We start from the raw sequence: 22,860 nt of genomic DNA on the forward strand, positions 1-22,860 counted from the left end.
CGCGAATGCGGTGTTTCATTCAACAAAGATGTTGCCTGAACTGACGCCTTCGCGAGCAGGCTCGCTCCCACAGGGGATTGGAGATGATTCTGGTTAGAGGACATAAAACATAATCGCGACGAAGTGCAGCAGACTCCCGGCGATCACGAACAAATGCCAGATCCCGTGCGCATGCCGCAGCCGGTGATCAAGGGCAAAAAAGATAATCCCCACCGTATACAAAACCCCGCCCGACGCCAGCCAGGCAAACCCGGTCGTGCCCAGCGCCGCGATCAAAGGCTTCACCGCTACCAACACAATCCAGCCCATCACCGCATAAATCACGATCGACAGAATCCGCGCTTCCGAACGCGGTTTGATCTCTTGCAGAATACCGATCAGCGCCAGCCCCCAGACAATCCCGAACAACGTCCAGCCCCACGGCCCGCGCAGGGTTACCAGGCAGAATGGCGTGTAACTGCCGGCGATCAACAGGTAGATCGAAAAGTGATCGACCTTCTTCATGATCGCTTTCTTGCGCCCGCGCACGCTGTGGTACACGGTCGAGGCGCTGTAGAGCACCAGCAAGGTGAACGCGTAAATCGCCACACTGACAATCTTCCACGGGCTGCCGTCGAGGCAGGCGATCACCAACATCCACACGCCACCAATAAATGCTGCCACCGCCCCGACCAGATGGGTCCAGGCGTTCAATCGTTCTCCGTGATACATGTATTGCTCACCTCACATTCATTACCGCAGCGCGCAAGGCTCGGGCCTTGAGCGTAAAAGCGCAATGTTTCTGTTCAAAGCCAAGATCAAAAGATCGCAGCCTTCGGCAGCTCCTACAGGTGATCGCATTCCAATGTAGGAGCTGCCGAAGGCTGCGATCTTTTGATCTTCCGTGCACAATCGGCCGATACCAAAAAGAGTCCGCGCCATGCTGATCGACGAAGAGTTGACCCTGAAAAAACTCGAGGTGTTCCTCGCCTTCATGCGCACCGGCAACCTCGCCCGTGCTGCGGCCGAGCTGCAGACCAGCAACGTCAGCGTGCACCGCGCCATTCATTCGCTGGAAAGTGCCTTGCGCTGCCCGTTGTTCAAACACGAAGGCCGCAACCTGACGCCGCTGGAAAGCGCTTACGTCCTCGAAGAACGCGCGCAGAAACTGATCAACGACGTCGTCGAAAGCGTACGCCTGACCCGCGAAGCTGCCGGGTTCTCTGCCGAACGTTTCAAACTCGGCTCCCTGTATTCGCTGACCGTAAAAACCGTACCGCAACTGATCATGGGCCTGAAAATCCGTCGCAGCGAACTCAACATCGACCTGATCCTCGGCTCGAACATCGACCTGCTCTACAAGCTGAAGAACATGGAAGTCGACGCAATTCTGGTGTCACTGGACGACAGCATCAATGACCCGGATTGCGAGCAGATTGCGCTGTTTTCCGACGACATCTTCCTCGCCACTCCGGCGGATTCAAAGTTTGCCCAGCGCAGTGAAGTGGATCTGGCTGAGGTGCGCGATGAAACCTTCATCACCCTGACCCAAGGTTTTGCGACCCATCAGGACGGTGTGCGGGTGTTCAAGCAGGCGGGGTTCGAGCCGAAGGTGGCGATGCAGGTGAATGACATCTTCACGCTGTTGAGCATGGTCAGCTCGGGAGTGGGTTATGCGTTGCTGCCGGGGCGGATTGCGGCGGTGTATGAGAACCGGGTGAAGCTGATTCCGTTGCAGGCGAAGTATCGGTTGCAGCAGCACATCGGCGTGGTGTTTTTGAAGGCCAAGGAGAGGGATCCGAATTTGCTGGCGTTGTTGGCGGAGTGTCGGATGTATGCGAATCGGCAGATCACCCCATGATCGTTCCCATGCTCCGCGTGGGAATGCCTCAATGGACGCTCCGCGTCCGCTTTGGGACGCAGAGCGTCCCGGGCTGCATTCCCACGCAGAGCGTGGGAACGATCAGTTATAGGCTCAGCCCACAATCCCGCGAACAATGAAGAACAACAGCGAAGGCCCCAGCAAGCACCCCAGCCCGGTATGGAACGTCGCCGTCAACGCGCCATAAGGCACCAACCGCCGATCCGTCGCCGCCAGCCCAGCTGTAACGCCGCTGACAGTCCCGGCCAAGCCACCAAACACCATCGCCGAACGCGGGTTATCCAACCCCATCCAGCGCGCCGCCACCGGCGTACCGACCATCACCAGAATCGCCTTGATCAACCCGGTCGCAATCGACAACGCCATCATATCCGACGTCGCACCAATCGCCGCACCCGTCACTGGCCCGACAATATAAGTCACCGCACCCGCACCAATGGTGGTCATGCTCACCGCATCGCGATAACCGAACGCCCAAGCCATGCAAGCGCCAACAATGAACGGCAGGATCGTGCCCAGCAGCAGCGCAATCACACCAATCAACCCGGCCTTCTTCGCCTCGGTCGCCTGCACTTCAAACGCCGTGGCAACAATCGCAAAATCACGCAGCATCGCCCCGCCCATCAGGCCGATGCCAGAGAACAACGTCAGATCCGCCAGGCCCTTCTGCCCGCCGGTCATGGTGCCGCCGACCCACGCCAATACCAGCCCGATAACGATGGCAATCGCCGAGCCGTGAATGCGTCCGAACGTCAGGCGTTTGGAGAGCACCACCGACACCCACATGATCACGCCGACGAAGGCGAATGCAGTGACCAGACCATTGTGTTCCAGACCTTTTTCGATGAGATCCCACATATCAGCGACCCCCTACTGGCGTGCCGACCGGGGAGATTTCCAGCGGTTCGTCAGGCAACGGTTCACCTTTGTGGGTGCGGCTGATCAAGGCAATCGTGCAGCCGCAGACCACCACCGAACCAATCGCGGCCAGCACCGCCACCGTGCCGCCATGCAGCGCGGTGACGACGTTCTGTTGCGCGGCCATCGCCACCACCACCGGAATGTACATGGCGCCCCAGAAGCCGACGCCCATCTCGCAATCCTTGGTCATGCCGCCGCGTTTCTGCATCCACAACCGCGCGCAAATCAGCAGGATCATGGCGATGCCGACCCCGCCGACGTTGGATTTGACGCCCAACAACGCGCCGAGCATGTCACCCATGATCACCCCTGCCAGCGTACAGATCGCGAGCAGCGCCACACCGTAAATAATCATTGTTGTAGTCCTCAAAGTGCATCGTCGAATGTTGTTTTTGTTGTTCGAAGCTTGAGTCGCGGCGGTTTAGGGTTGGCGGCTACCCTCCTCACGCAGCAGCGCTTGCAGGGTGTCGAGGCGAGCGCTGTCGAAGGCCGTCACGGTGCCTTGTTCAAACACCCGGCGCGCAAGGCCGGTCAGGACTGCACCGGGTGGTAATTCGATCTGTAGCCGTACGCCGCGCTCGAAAGCGCTTTGCACGGTGCCGCGCCAATCCACCACGCGGCACATGTTGAAGGTGAGGTCGTCGCGCAACGCTTCGACTTTGCTCACAGGGCGTGCGCGACTGCCGCTCAGGAAGGCGATCTGCGGTGTCTTCAACTCGACTTTGGCGAAGGCCTCAGCGAGTGTTTGCGCCGGTTTCTCCAGCAGTGGACAGTGCGACGGCACACTCACCGCCAGACGCTTTGCCAGCCCGGCGCCGCGACTGCGCGCCAGATCCGCGACCGCTTGCATCGCCTTGTCATTGCCAGCAATCACCACTTGGTTGTCGGCGTTGATGTTGGCCAGATACACCGGCGAATCCTCGCTGTGTACTTGCGCCAGCAGCGTTTCGACTGTGGATAATTGCAGGCCGATGATCGCGGTCATGCCGTAGCCCTGTGGATAAGCCTGTTGCATCAACTCACCGCGCAGGCTGACCAGGTGCAACGCATCGCTGAAGCTCAAGGCCCCCGCAACCACTGCTGCGGGATAAGCGCCGATGGACAGACCGGCGACGTAATCCGCCGTGAGTCCGTCCTGCAACAACTGCCGTGAAGCCGCGACACCAGCGATCAGAAGGCAGAGTTGAACCGCTCTTGTCGTGCGCAGTGCTTCGCTGGAATCGAGCAGCAAAACATCTTCACCAAGCACATCACTGGCCTCGACCAGCGTTTCCCGAGGCAAGCGCTGAAGCATGCCCGCCTGCTGCGCGCCCTGGCCGGGAAACACCAGCAGACTGCTCACGCTGCCTGCTCCTGCGGGTTCCACGGATCAATCACCAGACAGGCCTGATAAGCATTTTTCAGCAGCACGCGCGCCGAACCGCCGGCCCATTCACGCAGCGCCACGGCACCGAACGGTGTCTGCAATTGCATGTCGACTCGGCACGCGGCTTGATCGAAAAGCTCAACGAACTTGCGTGCCTGATTACGCGTGATCATCTGCGGTGTACGCAAAATCAAATCGAGATCGCTGGCCGCGTGCATCGCGGTAAAACCACTGGCCAATTCAAACCCGACACTGCCGCTGACACCCCAGACCCAACCGCAATCATCGAGCATCGGCCGCAGTTGTTTGAGCGCCTGCATGACTGGCAGATCGCGCTCGCTGTCGATCTGACACAGCGCTTCCGGGCTGACCCGACAGGCAATCGAATCAACCGCCATAAACGCCGCCAAGCGCTGCTCGCGCAACACACCGCGCACGCCGACCGCGATAAAACCCTCATCGCTCAGCGCCCGCCGCACGACCACCGGTTGCCCGGCGGCCAGCGACTCGACGGCCCACAACGGCGCATCCGCCGGCAGCTGCGCCGGGGTCATGCCCCAGAGCAGATCGTGGACCAGAGGGCTGCTCACCACTGCGCCCTCAACAGTTCGCGCACACGGCTGGAGGCAGCACGATTTTTTGCGCCGAGACGATTGCTCAAGTCAGCACCGGTGATATCACCGATGGCTTGCTTGAGGCACTCGTTGACCCTTGATAGATCCTCTGCGGTTGGCTGTTCAATCTGCTGCACTGACAGGGTTTCCCAGAGCAATCCGAGGCTCGCGTAACTGTCGATGTCATAAGCCATCGGCGGCACACTGGCGGCCAGCGCTTCCAGCTCTTCAACACTGCGCAACGTCACCCGCGCCGCCGAAGCCTTGCCCATCGCATGCACCATCACGCCCGGATCACGCAGCGCAATCAAACGATTGGCCTGATAACCGTGAGCGAGAAACGCCCCGGACATCGCTTTCCCCACCAACAACGCAATCACCGGATGCCCGGCCAGACGCGCACGGGCATAACTGTCCGCCGCCCCGGCCAGCGCCTGATGAATGCCGAGCGCTTCTTCGCGCCGACCATAAGCCTGGCTCGGCACATCGACGATGGCGATGATCGGGCGTTTCTGCGCTTTGTCGCGGTCAGCCGTGATCGCGTCATCCACAGCCTTGGCCAGACCCCAGCCTTCGAGCAAGCCGACTTCGCCATTACGAGCACGCGGAAAACGATTGTCCGGGTCAGCGACCACAGCGATAAAACGCCCCAATTCACCGTCAGCAACCCTCAACGATGGCGGCAGTCCTTCAACCGCCACAGCGCCCGCGCTCAAGGCGTTGAACCAGTTCAAACCGCGCAATGAATAGCCGCTCATGAGCGCTCTCCTTGATACAGATCGCGAACCACCGACGGTTCGATTTGCGGGTCAGTGTTCAGACTGCTCAGGCGTTGCAGGAACCACTCGGCGCGCTGGCTGCGTGGTTTCGCTGGCAAACCCTGCTGCAGTAATTCACCCACCTGCTGACGAATCTTCGCCACGTCATCGGCGACATAACGATCGACCAGACCACTGGCGAAACGCTGCTCGCCGCCAGTCAGGCTCCAGATGAACGGCCGGTCGCGCGAGTCGTATTCCTCGATCCCGGCTTCCTGCTCAATAACCTGCGGGCCATTCAAACCGAGGCGCGCTTCCTGAGTCACCAGCAGATAGCTGCACAGCGCAGCGGCAATCGACATGCCGCCGAAACACCCAACGCTGCCGGCGACCACACCGACCACCGGTTGGTACTGCTGCAAATCGACAATTGCCGCATGAATATCAGCAATCGCCGCCAGCCCGAGATTGGCTTCCTGCAAACGCACGCCACCGGTTTCCAGCAGCAACACCGCGCGGGTCGGAATGCCTTTGCGGTTGTCGTCAGCCGCCAGTTCCAGCGCACCGGCAATCTTCGCCCCGCCGACTTCGCCAAGGCTGCCACCCTGAAACGCGCCTTCAATCGCGGCAATCACCACCGGCAACCCATCGAGGCTGCCCTTGGCGATGATCACACCGTCATCGGCCTGCGGCACCACGCCCTGACGTTCAAGCCACGGCGACATCACCCGTTGAAACGGATCAAGCAACTCACGAAAGCTGCCGGCATCGAGCAAGGCTTTCGCCCGTTGCCGCGCGCCGAGCTCGACGAAGCTGTGTTTGTTGAGCAACGCTGCGCTGTCAGTCATGGCCGATCTCCTCGAAACCTTGTTCCAGACGCAAGCGAACCACGCCCGGCGTCGCGCCGAAATCGTGGATATCAATAGCCATTGCCGGCGGCGTGGTGCCGTCGAACATCCGCGCAAACAGGTGCTGCCAGCGCAGTTGCGCGCCGTTGACCGAGGTCTGCACATTGATCGTCAGCTTGCCGGCCAGGCCCGGTTCGATCAGCACTTCCAGATCACCCGAACCGACACAACCGACCAGCGCGCGACCGCGTGGCGGCTGCCCGGCGGGGAATTCAAACGATAGGGTTTCCATCAAAACGCTCCCTGAAGGATGCCGTTATGCTCGATACGGTCGAGCAGCAGCGTGGCGGCGAGCAAGTCGGCGGCGCCACCGGGCGAGGCATTCAATGCGATGAGTTGTTGATCGAGTTCGTGCAGGCGACGGCGACCGCTGAGGCTGGCGCTGCCACCGGCGTCGAGCACCGCTTGCGCGCCGAGTTGCATAGCCTGCAAACCCTCTTCGCCGGCGCGGTAGAGCACGCAGGTGTCGGCCAGATTGGTCATGATCGCGAGCAAAGCGTCGAGCCGGGCGTTCTGTTCGCCGCTGGCGTTGGCGCGGCTGCGCTTGAGTTGTGGCAGGCCGCGTTGCAGCACCGAGGGGAAGCCGAGTTGCGCTTCTTCACGAGCACCGCGTGCGCCGTAACGCAGGGCGACTTGGGCACCGTGGCTCAAGGGTTTCGGCGCGTGACGGTCATCCAGCAAGGCCAAACGTGCAGCGCGTAGAGAGACTGCGTTGGCACTAGAGGATTGTGGTTCCAGCGCAGCGGCGGTCACCAATAATCCCAAGGCCCAGATCGCCCCACGATGCGTGTTCACGCCGTTGGTGGTGGTGAGCATCGCTTGTTCGCCTTCGCGCCCGATACGGCCAATCGCTTCGCGCAACGTTGAATCGACTTCACCGATTGCAACCGCCGCTTCAGCCATCTCCTTGAACGCCGGCCACAACGACAGCGCCGAAGCGTGCATCAGGCCCAAGTGCAGATCGGTGTGCGCGCCGTTGCCGCGACGGTCGACCAGTGCCGGTTTCGGCGACAGATCGGCTTCGTCGATCAACGCGTCCACCGCCAGATCGGCCAATCGATCAGCCAGGGACAGCGGTTTCGCTTGCAGGTTAAATGCGTGCATTACCAGCTCCTGAATTTCGCGGGCGGGTTGTACAGGCCACCAGACCACTCGACCAGATCGGCCACGCTTTTCGCCGCGAGCAATTCGCGGGTGGCGTCGGTGCGGCGGATGCCGAGGTCTTCGGGCAAGGCGATCAGGCCTTCACGGCGCATGCGTTCGGTGTCTTTCGGGTTGTGGCGCAGGCCGATGGCGGTGACGCCTGCAACGGCGGCGATCATTGCCTGGCGCTCTTCCAGCGAACGCGCCTTGTACAGGTAGGCGATGCCATCTTCGGTGAGCAGGTGGGTGACGTCGTCGCCGTAGATCATGATCGGCGCCAGCGGCATGCCGCTTTTCTTCGCCACTTCTACCGCGTCGAGGGTTTCGACGAAGGTCGGTTTGCCGCCCTCCTGGAACGTCTCGACCATTTGCACCACGAGTTTCTTGCCGCGTTCGAGCATCGGTTGCTGCGAGTCGTCGTGGCGCATGTCCAGCCACGCCGGGGTGCCGTGACGGCGACCGCGCGGGTCGTGGCCCATGTTCGGCGCGCCACCGAAACCGGCGAGGCGGCCACGGGTGACGGTCGAGGAATGGCCATCGCCATCGACCTGCAGCGTCGCGCCGATAAACAGATCCACCGCGTATTGCCCGGCGAGTTGGCAGAACATCCGGTTGGAACGCAGCGAGCCGTCGCGACCGGTGAAGAACACGTCGGGGCGCGCGGCGATGTAGTTTTCCATGCCCAGTTCGGTGCCGAAGCAATGCACGCTTTCGACCCAACCGCTTTCAATCGCCGGGATCAACGTCGGGTGCGGGTTGAGCGTCCAGTTACGGCAGATCTTGCCTTTGAGGCCGAGGGATTCGCCGTAGGTCGGCAGGATCAATTCGATGGCGGCGGTGTTGAAACCGATGCCGTGGTTGAGCGACTGCACGTTGTGTTTTTCGTAGATGCCACGAATCGCCATCATCGCCATCAACACATGCACAGGCTTGATGTGGCGTGGGTCGCGGGTGAACAACGGCTCGATGTAGAAAGGCTTGTCGGCCACCACGACAAAATCGACCCACGACGCGGGAATGTCCACGCGCGGTAGCTCGCTGACGTCGTCGACCAATTGGTTGACCTGGACGATGACGATGCCGTCGCTGAACGCGGCCGGTTCGATCAGTGCCGGGGTGTCTTCGGTGCTCGGGCCGGTGTAGATGTTGCCTGCGCGGTCGGCCATGAACCCGGCCGAGAGCACGACGTTGGGGATCAGATCCACCACCAGGCGGGCGTAGAGTTCGATGTAAGTGTGGATCGCGCCGACTTCCAGCAGGCCGTCTTCGAGCAACTGGCTGATGCGCAGGCTCTGGGTGCCGGCGAAGGAGAAATCAAGCTTGCGGGCGATGCTGCGTTCGAACAGATCCAGATGCTCAGAGCGACCGACGCTGGGCATGATCATGTGCAGGTCGTGGAGCTTTTCCGGGTCGGCCTTGGCCAGCGAACGGGAGAGGAAATCCGCTTGCTTCTGGTTGTTGCCCTCGAGTACCACACGGTCGCCGGGATGAATCAGCGCTTCGAGCGCGGCGACGATCTTGTCGGTGGGCAACACCACACCGTCGGCCAGCCCGCGCACCTTGTCGAGGCGGCGCTGCTTCTCATCGCGCCGCCGCGTCCAGCGCGAGTCGGGGGAAATTGTTGTTGTCATGCTCACTCCACGGGGTTCGCTGTCGTGGAGCTAAGGTAGGCGTGTGGGGTGGGGGCATCAATCAAGCACGGTGGTGAATCGTTACGCTCAGAGTAATGGTCAAAAGCCCCTCACCCTAGCCCTCTCCCGGAGGGAGAGGGGACTGATTGGGGGATATTTCAGAGGTGCGCCGACCTGATTCTGTTGTGTTGAATCCATAATCGATTTGGTTTTTCAGGTCGATGTATGACGCCAGACACCTCGGTCGGCCCCCTCTCCCTCCGGGAGAGGGCTGGGGTGAGGGTCAGGCCGTTAAACCAGATCTGCCTCAACCAACAGTCGCTCCAGCCCCAACAAATCCGGGACCTTAGCCACCTGCTCCCCGACCTGCACCGCCGCCTGCTCCAGCGCACACAACGGCACGTCGACATAACTCAACTGGCTATCAAGTTTGTACGACCGCGGAATCCCCTGCACCAGCAACGCAATGAACTTCAACTCCGGCAACCCGCCCAGCGCATTCAAAATCACGATCCGCGCGCGCTCGCCAATCACAATTTTCTGCCCACACGCCGACTCAAAACTCAGCAACGGAATCCGCCGCTCACGCCACGTCACCCGCCCCAGATACCACGGCGGCGTATCCAGATCGAAGGCACTGGCCTGATAGTCGATCAGCTCAGCCACGGCGACGTTGGGCAGGATCAAATTGCGATCCGCCAACGGCAACAGCAGCCCGGTCAGTTGGCTGCTGCGCTGATTGTGCCGGCGCTCATGCATGTTTCTTGCTCCATTGGGCAATGCTTTCGAGCAGCACCGATTCCTGGTACGGCTTGCCGAGGTAGTCGTTGACGCCAATCGCCATCGCACGATCCCGGTGTTTCTGCCCGGTGCGCGAGGTGATCATGATGATCGGCAGATGTTGCAGGCGCTCGTCGTTGCGCACCTGGGTGGCGACTTCGAAGCCGTCCATGCGCGGCATTTCGATGTCGAGCAGCATCAGGTCGGGCATGTGTTCTTCGAGCAGCAGCATCGCATCGACACCGTCCTTGGCGGTCAGCACGTTCATGCCGTGGCGTTCGAGCAAGCGGCTGGTGACCTTGCGCACGGTGACCGAGTCGTCGACCACCATCACCAGCAGCGGTTTCTGTGGTTCGCTGTCGATCTCCGGCAGCGTCGGCGTTTGCGCAATGCGCGCCTGCATCGCCCGAATCGGTGCGAGCAGATCGAGAATCAGCACCACCCGGCCATCGCCAAGAATCGTCGCCCCGGATACGCCCTGCAGCGCGGCGAATTGTGCGCCGAGGCTCTTCACCACGATCTCGCGAGTGCCCGCCATCACGTCCACTTGCACGGCAATGTGCCGGTCGTTGTAGTGCACCAGCAGCACCGGCAATGGCAGGTTCTGCCCGAGCAGTTTTGGCCGTGGCGCAGTTTTCAGCAGCTCGCCGAGGTAGCACAGTTCATAGGTCTGGCCGCCGTATTGATAGCGCGGCGGATCCTGACGGAAGTGCCCTTCGAGATCATTCGGCAACACGCGAACAATGCCTTCGATGGTGTTCAGCGGAATCGCGTATTGATCCTCACCGCACTGCACCATCAACGCGCGGTTAACCGACACGGTGAACGGCAGACGAATGCGAAAATGCACGCCCTGCCCCGGCACCGAATCGATGCTCATGGTGCCGCCGAGTTGCCGCACCTCTTCGTGTACCACGTCCATGCCGACGCCACGCCCGGAAATCTGGGTGATTTTTTCCGCTGTGGAAAAGCCCGGCTGAAGGATGAACTGCAACACGTCGCGGTCGCTGATCTCGGCATTCGGCGCGAGCAAACCACGCTTGATCGCCTTGTTGCGCACAGCTTCCAGCGGCACACCGGCGCCGTCATCACGGATGTCGAAAACGATGTCGCCGCCCTCACGAGACAGGTCGAGGCTGATCTGCCCTTGCGCCGGTTTACCCGCTGCCAGCCGTACTTCGGCGGACTCCAGACCATGATCGACGGCATTGCGCAGCATGTGTTCCAGCGGCGCCGCCATGCGTTCGAGCACATTGCGATCCATCTCGCCTTCAGCGTTGCCGACGACAAACGCGACGTCTTTGTTCAGCTCTTCGGCGACCTGACGGACGATGCGTTTCAGGCGCGGCAACATGCGTTCGAACGGCACCATGCGCGTGCGCATCAGGCCTTCCTGCAATTCGGTGTTGATGCGGCCCTGTTGCTGCAACAGGTTCTCGGCGTCGTGGTTGCGGCGGTCGAGGGTTTCTTTCAGATCGAGCAAGTCAGAGGCGGATTCAAACAACGCTCGCGACAGTTGCTGCAACTGCGAATGGCGATCCATTTCCAGCGGGTCGAATTCCTCGTAGCCAAGGCGTTCGGCATCCGCTTGCTGGCGACTGAGAATCCGTCCCTGGGTTTCGGTGTCGAGACGGCGCAACTGATCGCGCATCCGTTCGATGGTGGTTTCCATCTCGTTCAGGGCAATCTGTGCGTCGTTGACCTGCTGCTCTATACGGCCCCGGAAGATCGAGGTTTCCCCGGCCAGATTGACCAGCTCATCGAGCAGTTCGGCGGAGACCTTGACCATGTCCGCGCCAACGTCGGCCGCCGGCGGTGCGGCCTCGGTTTTAGCCGCAACCGGCAGCAGCACCGGCGGCGTTTCAAGGGTCGCCGGGTGACTGAAACTCTGGATCGCATTGATCAGCCGATCGGCCGGCGGGCACGGTTGCCCGGCACGCACCGCATCGAGCATCTGCGCCAGTCGGTCATGCCCGCGCTGCACCAGCGCAAAGAGCTCGGTCGAAGCTTGCAGCGAACCGGCGGATAGGCTTTCGTAAAGGTATTCCAGCTCATGGGCGAGGTCGCCGATCGGGCCGATCTCGACCATCCGCGCGCCACCCTTAAGGGTGTGCAGATCGCGCAGCAGGGTTTCGATTTCCTGTCGATTACCCGGCTCGGCCTGCCAGCGCAGCAGCGCGGCGCCGGAGTTTTCGATGATGTCGAAACCTTCTTCGAGGAAGATCTCCAGCAGCTCCGGATCGTGACTGGCGCTGTCATGATCGGCGGTGGCTGGCGGCGTTTCGGCGATGCCTGGCCCCTGCCGCACTTGGCGGATCGCTTCAATCAGATCGTGCGCCGGCGTCAGTGGCTGATGGTTTTGCAACTGATCAAGCAACAGCGCCAAGCGGTCATGACTCTTGAGCAGCAAGCGGCCCAGGGTTTCGCTGTAGTTGTAGCGACGATCGACCAAACCTTCGTAGAGGCTTTCCAGCTCCTGAGCCAGATCGCCGATGGCCTCGACTTCAGCCATGCGCGCGCCGCCCTTGAGCGTGTGCAAATCGCGCTGCAAGGATGACAACGGCGCGCTGTTGTCCGGGTCACTCAGCCAGCGCTGCAAGGCCTGGCCGGCGCTGTCGAGAATGTCCACGGCCTCTTCGAGGAAGATCTCGACGATCTCGTCGTCCGCTTCAAAAGCGCTGGCCGTTTGTTGCAGTTCGGCGGTGGCGCTGCCCAGTTCGCGGATGCTCAGGGTGCGGCTGCCGTCGCTGCGAATCAGGCCCATCGACGACGGGTCGAGGCTTTCATCGAGCAGATCATGCAGGGCGCGGATTCGCTCAGGCTGCGGGGTGACTTCCTGGCCGGCAGCCAGTTCGTCGAGCATGTTGATCAGCGCTTCGTGGGCATTTTGCGCTTCGTGAAAAAACCGCTCGCTGACCGCCAGACTGCTTTCTTCGACGGCGCCGTAAAGATCGAGCAAAGCCTCGCACAACACATCGACCGGCAGCAGATCGGCGAGGTGCGCGCCCTCGCCCAGCGTGGTCAATTCATCGAGCAGCGCGCTGAGTTCCTGACGCTCGCCGGGGTGCTGTTGCCAGCGCTGCAACAGGCTTTCGGCGTCGAGCAGGATGTCCATGCCTTGGGCGAGAAAGTTGTTGATCAGTTGCGGGTCGCGCTTGATCCGCAGGCCGGTGTTCGGCGCATCGAGGATCGACGCCAGCCGCTCGGCCAGCAGTTCATCGGTGCGCTTGATCAGCGACTGCGCGCCGACAATCGGCGCCAGCGGATCGTGTTTGAGCTGACGCAAACCGACGCGAAACAAGCCCTCGGCTTCAAGGAGCAATTCCACTTCATCGAGATCCAGCGGCAACTGGTGCGCCTTGAATTCGCGGGCCAGTTGATCGAGCGGCGCGGCCAGTTCGGCAATCGGCAACACGCCGGCCATCGACGCGCTGCCCTTGAGCGTGTGCAGGGCGCGCTGCAATTCGTCGCTGGCTTGCAACGGCACATGCTCGGCCGCTTGATCTAGAAAACGGTTGAGGCTGGCGAGGTGGGTTTCCGCCTCGTTGCGGAAGATCTCCAGCAACAGTGGGTCGAGCGCTGCGACATCGTCGACGTCTTCAGCGGCCATCGGCTCGTCACCCTTGGCCAAGGCGTGCGCGCGGGCGGCGAGTTGATCGACATCGCTGCGCTGACGCTGGCGGTTGATGGCGAATTCGCTGATCAGTTCCGGCAGTAACAACACCGTGTCGGTCAGCAGTTGCTGGACGACCGAGCCGGGTTCGACGCTTTGTTCGAGCACGCGATTGAGCAGGTTTTCCACCGACCAGGCCAGTTCACCGAGGATCAGCGCGCGCACCATGCGCCCGCTGCCCTTCAAGGTGTGGAAGGCGCGGCGCAGCTCAGTCAGCGCATCGCGATCCTGCGGATTGGCAGCCCAGCGCGGCAGGTATTCGTGGAGGACTTCGAGGACTTCATCGGTCTCTTCGAGGAACACTTCGCGCAGCTCATCATCGACCGGTTCTTCATCGGCCGGCGGCGGCATCAGGCTGCCGGGAGTGATCAGCGCCGGCGGGTTGAGCGCTGACACCGGGCTGGCCAACACGTCGGCCAGCGACTGCACGATGTCCGGATCGTCGAGCGCCTGCATGTCCTGCATCACCAACGCTTCGCTGGGGGAGAGCACGTCCTCGAGCACGGGAACATGCGGCTCATTTGGAAAGAACCCCAGACTGGCGAGGGATTTCTGCGCGACATCCAGCAGTTGTTCGCCCGGTGCCTGCGGGTCGTCGCTCAAGCGTTCAAGGTAATACTCAAGGCTGCTAATGACATCGGCCAGATGATCCAGTTGTTCCCAACCCGGTTCGTGCGGATCAAGCAGCAAATGGTCGCGGATAAAACCGTTGCACGCCTCGACCAGACTCGCCGCGCGGTTCAGCGGAATCATCGCCAGTGCACCGCGCACTTGAGTCAGCAGCGCCGGCAACGGTTGCAGGTGCTGGCGATCCCAATCGGCGTCGATGTAGTCGACGATCATGTCCTTGGCCTGTTGCAGGCAGATGCGCGCTTCCTTGATGACGATCTGATGGATCTGCGTCAGGTCGGTGGTCGGCAGGCGCGCGTCTTCCGGGCTTTCCGGCTCGACGGTGCCGACCATCCCGGCCAGCGTCGCCTCGACGTAGAGCAAGGCGCCGGCGACGTCCATCAGGATTGCGTCGTTCGGTTCGCGCTGGCCTTGGGCAAGGCTCAGCACCACCGCCAATTGATCGATGATGACTTTGCGCGGCTGACCGAATCCGAGCACGGCGAGGGTGTCGGCGATTTGCCTCAGCGGCGCCAGCAAACTCTCCAGATCCGAGGTGTGCTGGCGGTCGCTGCGCACGAACAGGTCGAGGCGCTCCTTGACCCGCACCAGTTCTTCGCACAATGCCGCCAACACCGAACGCATCGCATCGCGGTCCGGGCCAGCGAGGCGCGCGCGTTCTTCATCGACCATCGCGCTGTCGGGCAGCGCGTCGTCCAGGGAGTAGCGATCTTTCATGGTCAGCATCTGCCCGGTGGGATGTTCGGCTTTGGCAATATAGAACAACAGGCTTTTCAGCAGCTCCGGCGGTGGCGGCTGGTTGAGGCCGGCCATGCCTTGATCGAGCAGACGCTTGAGCTCTTTGTCGGCGTCCTTGAACAGGCTGCGCAGCGCCGGGCTGTTGGCGATCACGCCTTGGCGCATGCCTTCGACCAGCGCCGAGGCGACTTGCCACAACGGACTCAGCGGTGTGTCGCCGCTTAACGCTTCGAGGCGGGTGAAGACTTTCGCCAGATAACCGAGGTGGGTCTGATCGTCCTGCTCACGCAGCAAACCGACCAGGGCCATTTGCAGTGTCTGCCGGAGTTTGCGCAGCACGTTGGGCAACTCTGGCGGTTCCAGCAGCGCCAAGGCCTCTGCGCTCAGCGGCGGCAGCTCGGGCAATTGCGGGCTGAACAGGCTGGTTTCCGACAACAGGCTTTCGCCACGGGCGCTGCGCAGATCGTTGATCAGCGGCAGCACCACCAGCGGTAAATCACGCCGGGCGCTTTGCACGCGGTCGAGGTAGATCGGCAATTGTCCGAGCGCTTGCAGCAGCAGATGCAGCGCTTCGTCGCGATGGCTGACGCGCTCTTGCTGCAGGGCTTCGACCAGATGTTCCATCTCTTCGGCGAGCAAGGCTGCGCCGTAGAACTCGACCATCTGCAGGCTGCCGTGCACCTGATGGATGTAATCCAGACATTCGTCCAGACCGGGAAACGCCTGTGGATCATCGAGCACGGCTTCAATCGCCTGATGCGCCTGTTTCAGCGTTTCGGCAATTTCGCCTTTGACCCATTCGAGGGCCACATAGTCGTGCCGATCACCCATAACCACTCCACTCACGCTTTGTCTTTCGCCGCCGGCAAGGTGAATCCGGACACCGAGCGCCGCAGCTGGCTGGCCATTTTCGTCAGGTTGCCGATGCTCTCGGCGGTGGCGGTGGAGCCGGACGAGGTCTGCGAGGTGATCTGCTGGATCACATTCATCGTCAGGGAAATCTGCCCGGCCGACGTCGTCTGCTGCTGCGCCGCGTTGGAGATGCTTTGAATCAGCGCCGCGAGGGTTTTCGACACGCCTTCGATTTCTTCCAGGGCCACACCGGCATCCTGCGCCAGTCGCGCGCCGCGCACCACTTCGGTGGTGGTTTGTTCCATGGAAATAACGGCTTCATTGGTGTCGGTCTGAATCGCCCGCACCAACGTTTCGATCTGCCGAGTGGCGGCGGACGAGCGCTCGGCCAACCGTTGCACTTCGTCGGCAACCACGGCAAAACCGCGCCCGGCATCACCGGCCATCGACGCCTGAATCGCGGCGTTGAGGGCGAGGATGTTGGTCTGGTCGGCGATGTCGTCGATCAGGCTGACGATGTCGCCGATTTCCTGCGACGACTCGCCGAGACGCTTGATGCGCTTGGCGGTGTCCTGAATCTGTTCGCGAATGTTGTCCATGCCGTGGATGGTGTTGTGCACCACCTCGTTGCCTTTGTTGGCGATCTCCACGGAACGCTCGGCTACCGCCGAAGACTCGGCGGCGTTGGCCGAGACCTGATCGATGGATTCGGCCATGTCGCTGATCGCCGTCGAGGCTTCGGAAATCTGCTGGGCCTGATGTTCCGAAGCCTGCGCCAGGTGCATGGCGGTGGCTTGGGTTTCCTGCACGGCGGCGGCGACCTGGCCGGCGGTGAGGTTGATGGTGGCGACCAGATCGCGCAGTTGGTCGACGGAATAGTTGATCGAGTCGGCGATGGTGCCGGTGAAGTCTTCGGTCACCGAGGCGGTCACGGTGAGGTCGCCGTCGGCAAGGTCTTCGATTTCGTCGAGCAGGCGCATGATTGCGTTCTGGTTACGCTCGTTCTTCTCGGCGGTTTCGCGCAGTTGCCGGTTGGTTTCGCGCACCATGACCATGCCGATCAGGATGATCGAGGCCAGTGCCAGCAAACCGAGGACGTAGCCGCCGATGGTGTCGGTGTTGCGCCCGCCGGCGAGGTTTTCAAAACCGGTGGCCAGGTGCGAGGCTTCGTCGAGCAGGGTTTGCGAGAGGCTGAAGATGTTGCTCGCCGATTCGCGAACCTTGAACAGCTCGGGCGAGGTTTCGAGGATTTCATCGACGGAGCCGGAGACGAACTGGAACAGCTCGGAGATTTCGCTCAAACGCGCGCGGGCGTCGCGGTCTTCGACCTGAGTGATTTTCAGCGTCGGGTTGCCTTGCAGCATGCCATTGAGCACTTGGCCGAAACGGGTAGCGTCGCGGCCAAAGGCATCGGCGGCTTGCTGCGAGTTTTCGTCACCAGCGAGCACGGTGTTGACCGCGCCAAGAATGCGCTCAGCCAGCAACGACTGACGCTGGGCCATCGCCACTTGTGCGGCCGGGGCACCACGCTGGAGGAGGATTTCGACAACTTTTTCGTATTCGATCTGCAACTGCGGCACGGTTTCGGCCAGGGTCGCGGCGACCTGATGCAGCGACAGCACGGTCTGTTCGCTGGAGAGAATCGCGTCGGTGTTTTTCAGCAGACGTTCCCAGTCCAGCTGCACGGCGCGCATTTCCGGGCGCACAGTGGCAGGGGCTGGCGGCAGGCCGGTGACCGGGTCGCCCTTCTTCAGGTAACCCCAGCGCAGGGCGAAATCGTTGCGCGCATCGCTGAGCAACTTGAACGCGGCAGCCTTGCCGGCGGCGGCTTCGGTGGCGTTTTTGGCGATGCGTTGCGAGAGCACGCGCAGCTCACCGGCGTGGCCGATGTACTGTTTGTCGTAGTTCGCTTGGGTGTTGAGGTAAGCGAAGTTGGCGAACAGCAGCATGATGAACACGATCAGTGCGATGAACAGCACGATGATCTGCGAGCGACTGCGCGATCCTTCCGCCGGCTTGCCTGTTTTTGCTTTTATCATCGGTCCTCGCCTTGGGAACGGTTCACTTACCCTGTAGGAGCTGAGCTTGCTCGCGAAAGCGGTGGGTCAGCCAACATTGATTGCGCCTGACACGCCCTCTTCGCGAGCAAGCTCGGCTCCTACAAGGGACGGTGTTGAATCTGTTATATCGCGACGCTCATGAACACAGGGGATTTCGCCAGGGCGAACAGGCTGAACACCCGCCAGTTCTGCTCGCGCCGAAAATAGCCTTTGACGAACTCGGCCTTGGAGCCCTGGCGCTTGCTGATCGAGATCGGTTCGAAGCTGTCCTGTTCAAAGTGCTGCAAGCCAATAACCTCATCGACCATCAGCCCGGCAAACACGTCCCCATGTTCCACCACCAACACCCGCCGCTGTTTGCGCAGCGGCGACAGTTCATGCCCGAAGAAACCACACAAATCCATGATCGGCAGCAACCGTCCGCGCAGATTAGCCACACCCTTGACCCACGGCTTGACCCCGGGCAACTGGGTGAAGCGCGGTTCGTGCAGCACTTCGCTGACTTCGCCCATCGGCGCCACATACCAGTGTTCGCCGAGGCGAAAGCCGATGCCGCTCCAGCGATCCTGGCGCGCCGGTTGCGACGGCAAGTCCGCCGCCAGCAAGCGGCAGCGCTGATCGATCTGCCAGAGCAGTTCGAACGCGGTCAGCGATTCGCTCATGGTTGCGCGATCAGCCTTTGAGTACGTTGTTCAGGGTCTTGATCAGGGTGTCTTCGTCGACCGGTTTGGTCAGGTAGTCCTTGGCGCCCTGACGGGTGCCCCAGACCTTGTCGGTTTCCTGATCCTTGGTGGTGATGATGATCACCGGGATGTGTGTGGTGTCGGCATCCTTGGTCAACTGGCGGGTCGCCTGAAAACCGTTGAGGCCGGGCATGACGATGTCCATCAGTACCGCATCAGGTTTTTCCTGACGGGCCAGGGCCACGCCGTCCGCGCCGTTTTCGGCCTTCAACACTTCATGGCCGTGCTTTTCCAGCATGCCGGTGAGTTTGTACATTTCAGTCGGCGAATCATCGACGATCAGGATACGTGCCATGGTTTTCCCCATTTTTCTTGTCGACGCCCGGCCCGCTGACCGCGCGTCTCTATACGTGTCTTACTGCGGCAAAACGGCGGCAAAGCCCGGAACATGGGCCTGAATCGCGTTGAGCAGTTCTTCCTTGCTGAAAGGCTTGGTCAAAAATTGATCAGAACCGACAATCCGCCCCTTGGCCTTGTCGAACAGCCCGTCGCGCGATGACAACATGATCACCGGTGTCGCCTTGAACGCGCTGTTGTTCTTGATTAAAGCGCAGGTCTGATAACCATCCAGACGCGGCATCATGATGTCGACAAAAATGATCCCGGGGTGGTTATCGGCGATCTTGGCCAGGGCGTCGAAACCGTCGATCGCCGTGATCACTTCGCAACCGACATTCTTCAACAATGTTTCGGCGGTGCGACGAATCGTTTTCGAGTCGTCGATCACCATGACCTTCAAGGCGCTGGACTGCTGTTCCATAAGAGGGCTCTACCGTCGCCTTTGCGAATCAAATTGTCCGTTTTGCTATGAGTAATGGCCGGAAACCCTTGATGCTTAAGGGCCGGCACGATATGCCAGCCTTTTTAGCACAGTCTCCAGATCCAATCTATCGACGGGTTTTCCCTTGACCGAAAACCCACCCGGCGCCACTCTGGCGGCACTTTTTCAATACCGATCCGGTAGCCAATTTTCGAGGAAAACCCAATGAGCGTTCGCGTCGGGATTGTCATGGACCCTATCGCCAGCATCTCCTATAAAAAGGATAGCTCGCTGGCCATGCTGCTGGCCGCGCAAAAGCGTGGCTGGGAACTGTTCTATATGGAACAGCGCGACCTGTATCAGGGCGAAGGTCAGGCGCGGGCGCGCATGAAGCCGCTGAAAGTCTTCGCCAACCCGGAAAAATGGTTCGAACTGGACGCCGAGCAGGACAACCTGCTGAGCGATCTGGACGTGATCCTGATGCGCAAGGATCCGCCGTTCGACATGGAGTTCGTTTACTCCACCTACCTGCTCGAACAGGCTGAAACCGCCGGCGTACTGGTGGTGAACAAGCCGCAGAGCCTGCGCGACTGCAATGAAAAGCTGTTTGCCACGCTGTTCCCGCAGTGCACGCCGCCAACCATCGTCAGCCGCCGTGCCGATGTGCTGCGCGAATTTGCCGCGAAACACGGCGACGTGATCCTAAAGCCGCTGGACGGCATGGGCGGCACTTCGATCTTCCGTCACCGCGCGGGCGACCCGAACCTGTCGGTGATTCTGGAAACCCTGACCGCCCTAGGTGGCCAGCAGATCATGGGCCAGGCCTACCTGCCAGCGATCAAGGACGGCGACAAACGCATCCTGATGATCGACGGCGAGCCGGTGGATTACTGCCTGGCGCGGATTCCGGCGCAGGGCGAAACCCGTGGCAACCTCGCCGCCGGTGGCCGTGGCGAAGCGCGTCCGCTGACCGAGAAAGATCGCTGGATCGCCGCTCAAGTCGGCCCGACCCTGCGTGAGAAAGGCTTGCTGTTCGTCGGTCTCGACGTGATCGGCGAAAGCCTCACCGAAATCAACGTCACCAGCCCGACCTGCATCCGTGAAATCGACAATGCGTTTGGCACTGATATCGGCGGCATGCTCATGGATGCCATCGATCAGAAGCTTAAAGCTCGTTGAGATAGAACAACCAAGATGCGACCAACATTGCGTTATCATGCCCGGCCTCTGAAAAACGCGATGTTGGTTTTCTTGAAATGACCCTCCCGTCCGATCTGCCCGCTGAACTCGCCCATCGTGGCGTGCGCCCGGCCGATCGCCTCGGTTTTACCCTATTCCTTGCGGCGCTGATTCATTTGGCGTTGCTGCTGGGCGTCGGCTTCACGATGGTCGAGCCCAAGCAAATCAGCAAAACCCTGGAAATTACCCTCGCCACTTTCAAGAGCGAAAAGAAGCCGGAAAAGGCGGATTTTCTCGCTCAGGAAAATCAGGAAGGCAGCGGCACGCTGGACAAAAAGGCGATTCCGAAGACCACTGAGGTCGCGCCGTTCCAGGACAATCAGGTCAAAAAAGTCACGCCGCCACCGGCCGCCAAGCCGGAAGTGCAGGAAGCCGCGCCCAAAGCAGCGGTGACCACGGTGGCGCCGAAGCCGAAAAAAGCGCCGACCAAGAAAGAAGAGACCAAGACTGAAGTGAAACCGTCGGTCGACGCGCCGACGTTCGACAGTTCCCAGCTGTCCAGCGACATCGCCAGCCTTGAAGCCGAACTGGCCAAAGAACAACAGCTGTACGCCAAACGCCCGCGCATTCATCGCTTGAGCGCTGCGTCGACCATGCGCGACAAGGGCGCCTGGTATAAAGACGAATGGCGCAAGAAGGTCGAGCGCATCGGCAACCTGAATTATCCCGACGAAGCGCGGCGCAAGCAGATCTACGGCAATTTGCGCCTGATGGTCTCGATCAATCGTGATGGTTCGCTGTATGAAGTGCTGGTGCTGGAATCGTCTGGCCAGCCGCTACTGGATCAAGCGGCGCAGCGCATCGTCCGCCTGGCGGCGCCGTTTGCACCGTTTACCGGCGATCTGTCGGACATCGACCGCCTGGAAATAATCCGCACCTGGAAATTCGCTCGCGGTGACCGCTTGTCCAGCAATTAAATATCCTGAGGCATTGAGATTCATTGTGGCGAGGGGATTTATCCCCGCTCGGCTGCGCAGCAGTCGCAAAACCATCATCCACGGAGTGTCAGGCAGACCCTGTCAACGGCATCAGGGCCGCTTCGCACCCCAACGGGGATAAATCCCCTCGCCACAAAGCCATGTTCCAATAAGGGAACTGTGTTCTTGTCAGCATCTCCAGCTTGTCAGTTTGCCCCCCGAACGCCACACTAGCGCACATGAAAAACGTCAGCCCCAGCTACCTCAAGCATCACTTCCTGATCGCCATGCCTCACATGGCCGACCCGAACTTTGCCCATACCTTGACCTACATCGTCGAGCACACGGCCAATGGCGCGATGGGGATTGTGGTCAATCGACCGCAAGAGCTGAATCTGGCCGACATTCTCGAGCAACTGCGCCCGGACATCGACCCGCCAGCACTCTGCCAGCACGTGCCGATCTTCATCGGCGGGCCGGTACAGACTGATCGCGGTTTTGTCCTGCATCCGGCGGGCAAAACCTTCCAGGCCACCGCACAGCTGGACGGCGACCTGTCGCTGTCGACCTCGCAAGACGTGTTGTTCGCCATCGCGGACGGCGTCGGCCCGGCGAAAAGCCTGATTGCCCTCGGCTACGCCGGTTGGGAAGCCGGGCAACTGGAAGCGGAAATGGCCGACAACGCCTGGCTGACCTGCCCGTACGACGCCGACATCCTCTTCAACACCAGCAGCGAACTGCGTCTCGAAGCGGCGGCCAAGCACCTGGGGATCAACCTCAGCCTGCTGACCAGCCAGGCAGGTCACGCCTGATGGCGCTGCGTCTGATTCTCGGCTTCGACTACGGCACCAAACAGATCGGCGTCGCGGTCGGCCAGGTCATTACCGGCCAGGCCCGCGAGCTGTGCACCTTGAAGGCACAGAACGGCGTTCCCGACTGGAACCAGGTCGAAGCGCTTATAAAAGAATGGAAACCCGACGCCGTGGTCGTCGGCCTGCCGCTGAACATGGACGGCACGCCGAGCGAAATGTGCCTGCGCGCGGAGAAATTCGCCCGCCGCCTCAACGGCCGCTACAACCTGCCCTTCTATACCCACGACGAGCGCCTGACCACGTTCGAGGCCAAAGGCGAGCGACTGGCCCGTGGCGGCCAAAAAGGCAGTTACCGCGACAACCCGGTGGACGCCATCGCTGCCGCGCTGCTGTTGCAGGGCTGGCTCGATGAAAACACTGCATTGTTTGAATCCTGACAAGCGCTTCGGCGCTT

21 protein-coding genes are annotated in these 22,860 nt (G+C 61.1%); 5 read left to right on the forward strand and 16 right to left on the reverse strand.

Going from position 1 to position 22,860, the window contains the following annotated elements:
• Window positions 1-93: 93 nt before the first annotated feature.
• Window positions 94-711, reverse strand: coding sequence for a hemolysin III family protein (locus tag QMX93_RS14945; protein WP_159811873.1), 618 nt, complete (start codon window positions 709-711; stop codon window positions 94-96).
• A gap of 208 nt (window positions 712-919) precedes the next feature.
• Between QMX93_RS14945 and QMX93_RS14950 the strand changes: the two genes are divergently transcribed.
• Complete coding sequence (locus QMX93_RS14950; protein WP_282356722.1) at window positions 920-1,840, forward strand: LysR substrate-binding domain-containing protein; 921 nt, start codon at window positions 920-922, stop codon at window positions 1,838-1,840.
• 114 nt (window positions 1,841-1,954) lie between these two features.
• Here the strand turns inward: QMX93_RS14950 and madM are convergent, their stop codons facing one another.
• The 15 genes from madM to pilG all read right to left on the reverse strand — a co-directional run bounded on the left by madM (window position 1,955) and on the right by pilG (window position 19,438).
• Entirely contained in the window at window positions 1,955-2,719 is a 765-nt protein-coding gene (gene madM / locus QMX93_RS14955) for a malonate transporter subunit MadM (protein ID WP_282356723.1), read from the reverse strand.
• A gap of 1 nt (window position 2,720) precedes the next feature.
• Window positions 2,721-3,137 carry a malonate transporter subunit MadL gene (madL, locus tag QMX93_RS14960; RefSeq protein WP_053124679.1) on the reverse strand — a complete coding sequence of 139 codons (417 nt, stop codon included), beginning with the start codon at window positions 3,135-3,137 and terminating at the stop codon, window positions 2,721-2,723.
• 66 nt (window positions 3,138-3,203) lie between these two features.
• Window positions 3,204-4,124 carry a malonate decarboxylase subunit epsilon gene (mdcH, locus tag QMX93_RS14965; RefSeq protein ID WP_282356724.1) on the reverse strand — a complete coding sequence of 307 codons (921 nt, stop codon included), beginning with the start codon at window positions 4,122-4,124 and terminating at the stop codon, window positions 3,204-3,206.
• Window positions 4,121-4,741 carry a malonate decarboxylase holo-ACP synthase gene (locus QMX93_RS14970; protein ID WP_282356725.1) on the reverse strand — a complete coding sequence of 207 codons (621 nt, stop codon included), beginning with the start codon at window positions 4,739-4,741 and terminating at the stop codon, window positions 4,121-4,123. The genes mdcH and QMX93_RS14970 overlap by 4 nt, the downstream gene beginning before the upstream one ends.
• Window positions 4,735-5,520, reverse strand: coding sequence for a biotin-independent malonate decarboxylase subunit gamma (gene mdcE / locus QMX93_RS14975; RefSeq protein WP_282356726.1), 786 nt, complete (start codon window positions 5,518-5,520; stop codon window positions 4,735-4,737). The genes QMX93_RS14970 and mdcE overlap by 7 nt, the downstream gene beginning before the upstream one ends.
• A complete protein-coding gene (locus QMX93_RS14980; RefSeq protein WP_282356727.1) occupies window positions 5,517-6,368 on the reverse strand; it encodes a biotin-independent malonate decarboxylase subunit beta in 852 nt (283 codons plus the stop codon). The genes mdcE and QMX93_RS14980 overlap by 4 nt, the downstream gene beginning before the upstream one ends.
• Window positions 6,361-6,660, reverse strand: a complete 300-nt coding sequence (locus QMX93_RS14985; RefSeq protein WP_007913697.1) for a malonate decarboxylase subunit delta — start codon at window positions 6,658-6,660, stop codon at window positions 6,361-6,363. Before QMX93_RS14985 ends, QMX93_RS14980 begins: the two co-directional genes overlap by 8 nt.
• A complete protein-coding gene (locus tag QMX93_RS14990; protein ID WP_282356728.1) occupies window positions 6,660-7,532 on the reverse strand; it encodes a triphosphoribosyl-dephospho-CoA synthase in 873 nt (290 codons plus the stop codon). The genes QMX93_RS14985 and QMX93_RS14990 overlap by 1 nt, the downstream gene beginning before the upstream one ends.
• Window positions 7,532-9,202, reverse strand: a complete 1,671-nt coding sequence (gene mdcA, locus QMX93_RS14995) for a malonate decarboxylase subunit alpha (RefSeq protein ID WP_282356729.1) — start codon at window positions 9,200-9,202, stop codon at window positions 7,532-7,534. The genes QMX93_RS14990 and mdcA overlap by 1 nt, the downstream gene beginning before the upstream one ends.
• A 291-nt stretch (window positions 9,203-9,493) precedes the next feature.
• Window positions 9,494-9,961, reverse strand: a complete 468-nt coding sequence (locus QMX93_RS15000; protein WP_053124693.1) for a chemotaxis protein CheW — start codon at window positions 9,959-9,961, stop codon at window positions 9,494-9,496.
• A complete protein-coding gene (locus tag QMX93_RS15005) occupies window positions 9,954-15,854 on the reverse strand; it encodes an Hpt domain-containing protein (protein ID WP_282356730.1) in 5,901 nt (1,966 codons plus the stop codon). Before QMX93_RS15005 ends, QMX93_RS15000 begins: the two co-directional genes overlap by 8 nt.
• Before the next feature lie 11 nt (window positions 15,855-15,865).
• On the reverse strand, window positions 15,866-17,914 hold the full coding sequence (locus tag QMX93_RS15010) for a methyl-accepting chemotaxis protein (RefSeq protein WP_053124698.1): 2,049 nt from the start codon (window positions 17,912-17,914) through the stop codon (window positions 15,866-15,868).
• A gap of 143 nt (window positions 17,915-18,057) precedes the next feature.
• Window positions 18,058-18,597, reverse strand: coding sequence for a chemotaxis protein CheW (locus QMX93_RS15015; protein ID WP_007913675.1), 540 nt, complete (start codon window positions 18,595-18,597; stop codon window positions 18,058-18,060).
• Between the two features lie 10 nt (window positions 18,598-18,607).
• Window positions 18,608-18,973, reverse strand: a complete 366-nt coding sequence (gene pilH / locus QMX93_RS15020; RefSeq protein WP_053124759.1) for a twitching motility response regulator PilH — start codon at window positions 18,971-18,973, stop codon at window positions 18,608-18,610.
• Window positions 18,974-19,033: 60 nt separating this feature from the next.
• On the reverse strand, window positions 19,034-19,438 hold the full coding sequence (pilG, locus tag QMX93_RS15025) for a twitching motility response regulator PilG (RefSeq protein WP_007913673.1): 405 nt from the start codon (window positions 19,436-19,438) through the stop codon (window positions 19,034-19,036).
• Between the two features lie 225 nt (window positions 19,439-19,663).
• Here pilG and gshB point away from each other — a divergent pair, with 225 nt between their 5' ends.
• The 4 genes from gshB (at window position 19,664) to ruvX (ending at window position 22,843) form a co-directional block, all read left to right on the forward strand.
• Entirely contained in the window at window positions 19,664-20,617 is a 954-nt protein-coding gene (gshB, locus tag QMX93_RS15030) for a glutathione synthase (RefSeq protein ID WP_053124703.1), read from the forward strand.
• A 77-nt stretch (window positions 20,618-20,694) separates the two neighbouring features.
• Window positions 20,695-21,594, forward strand: coding sequence for an energy transducer TonB (locus tag QMX93_RS15035; RefSeq protein ID WP_053124705.1), 900 nt, complete (start codon window positions 20,695-20,697; stop codon window positions 21,592-21,594).
• A gap of 239 nt (window positions 21,595-21,833) precedes the next feature.
• Window positions 21,834-22,406, forward strand: a complete 573-nt coding sequence (locus QMX93_RS15040) for a YqgE/AlgH family protein (RefSeq protein ID WP_053124707.1) — start codon at window positions 21,834-21,836, stop codon at window positions 22,404-22,406.
• Window positions 22,406-22,843, forward strand: coding sequence for a Holliday junction resolvase RuvX (gene ruvX / locus QMX93_RS15045; RefSeq protein ID WP_282356733.1), 438 nt, complete (start codon window positions 22,406-22,408; stop codon window positions 22,841-22,843). Before QMX93_RS15040 ends, ruvX begins: the two co-directional genes overlap by 1 nt.
• The last annotated feature ends 17 nt before the right edge of the window (window positions 22,844-22,860 follow it).

Origin of the sequence: Pseudomonas sp. PS01303, from assembly GCF_029959385.1 — a bacterium.
GTDB classification, from domain to species: Bacteria; Pseudomonadota; Gammaproteobacteria; order Pseudomonadales; family Pseudomonadaceae; genus Aquipseudomonas; species Aquipseudomonas rustica.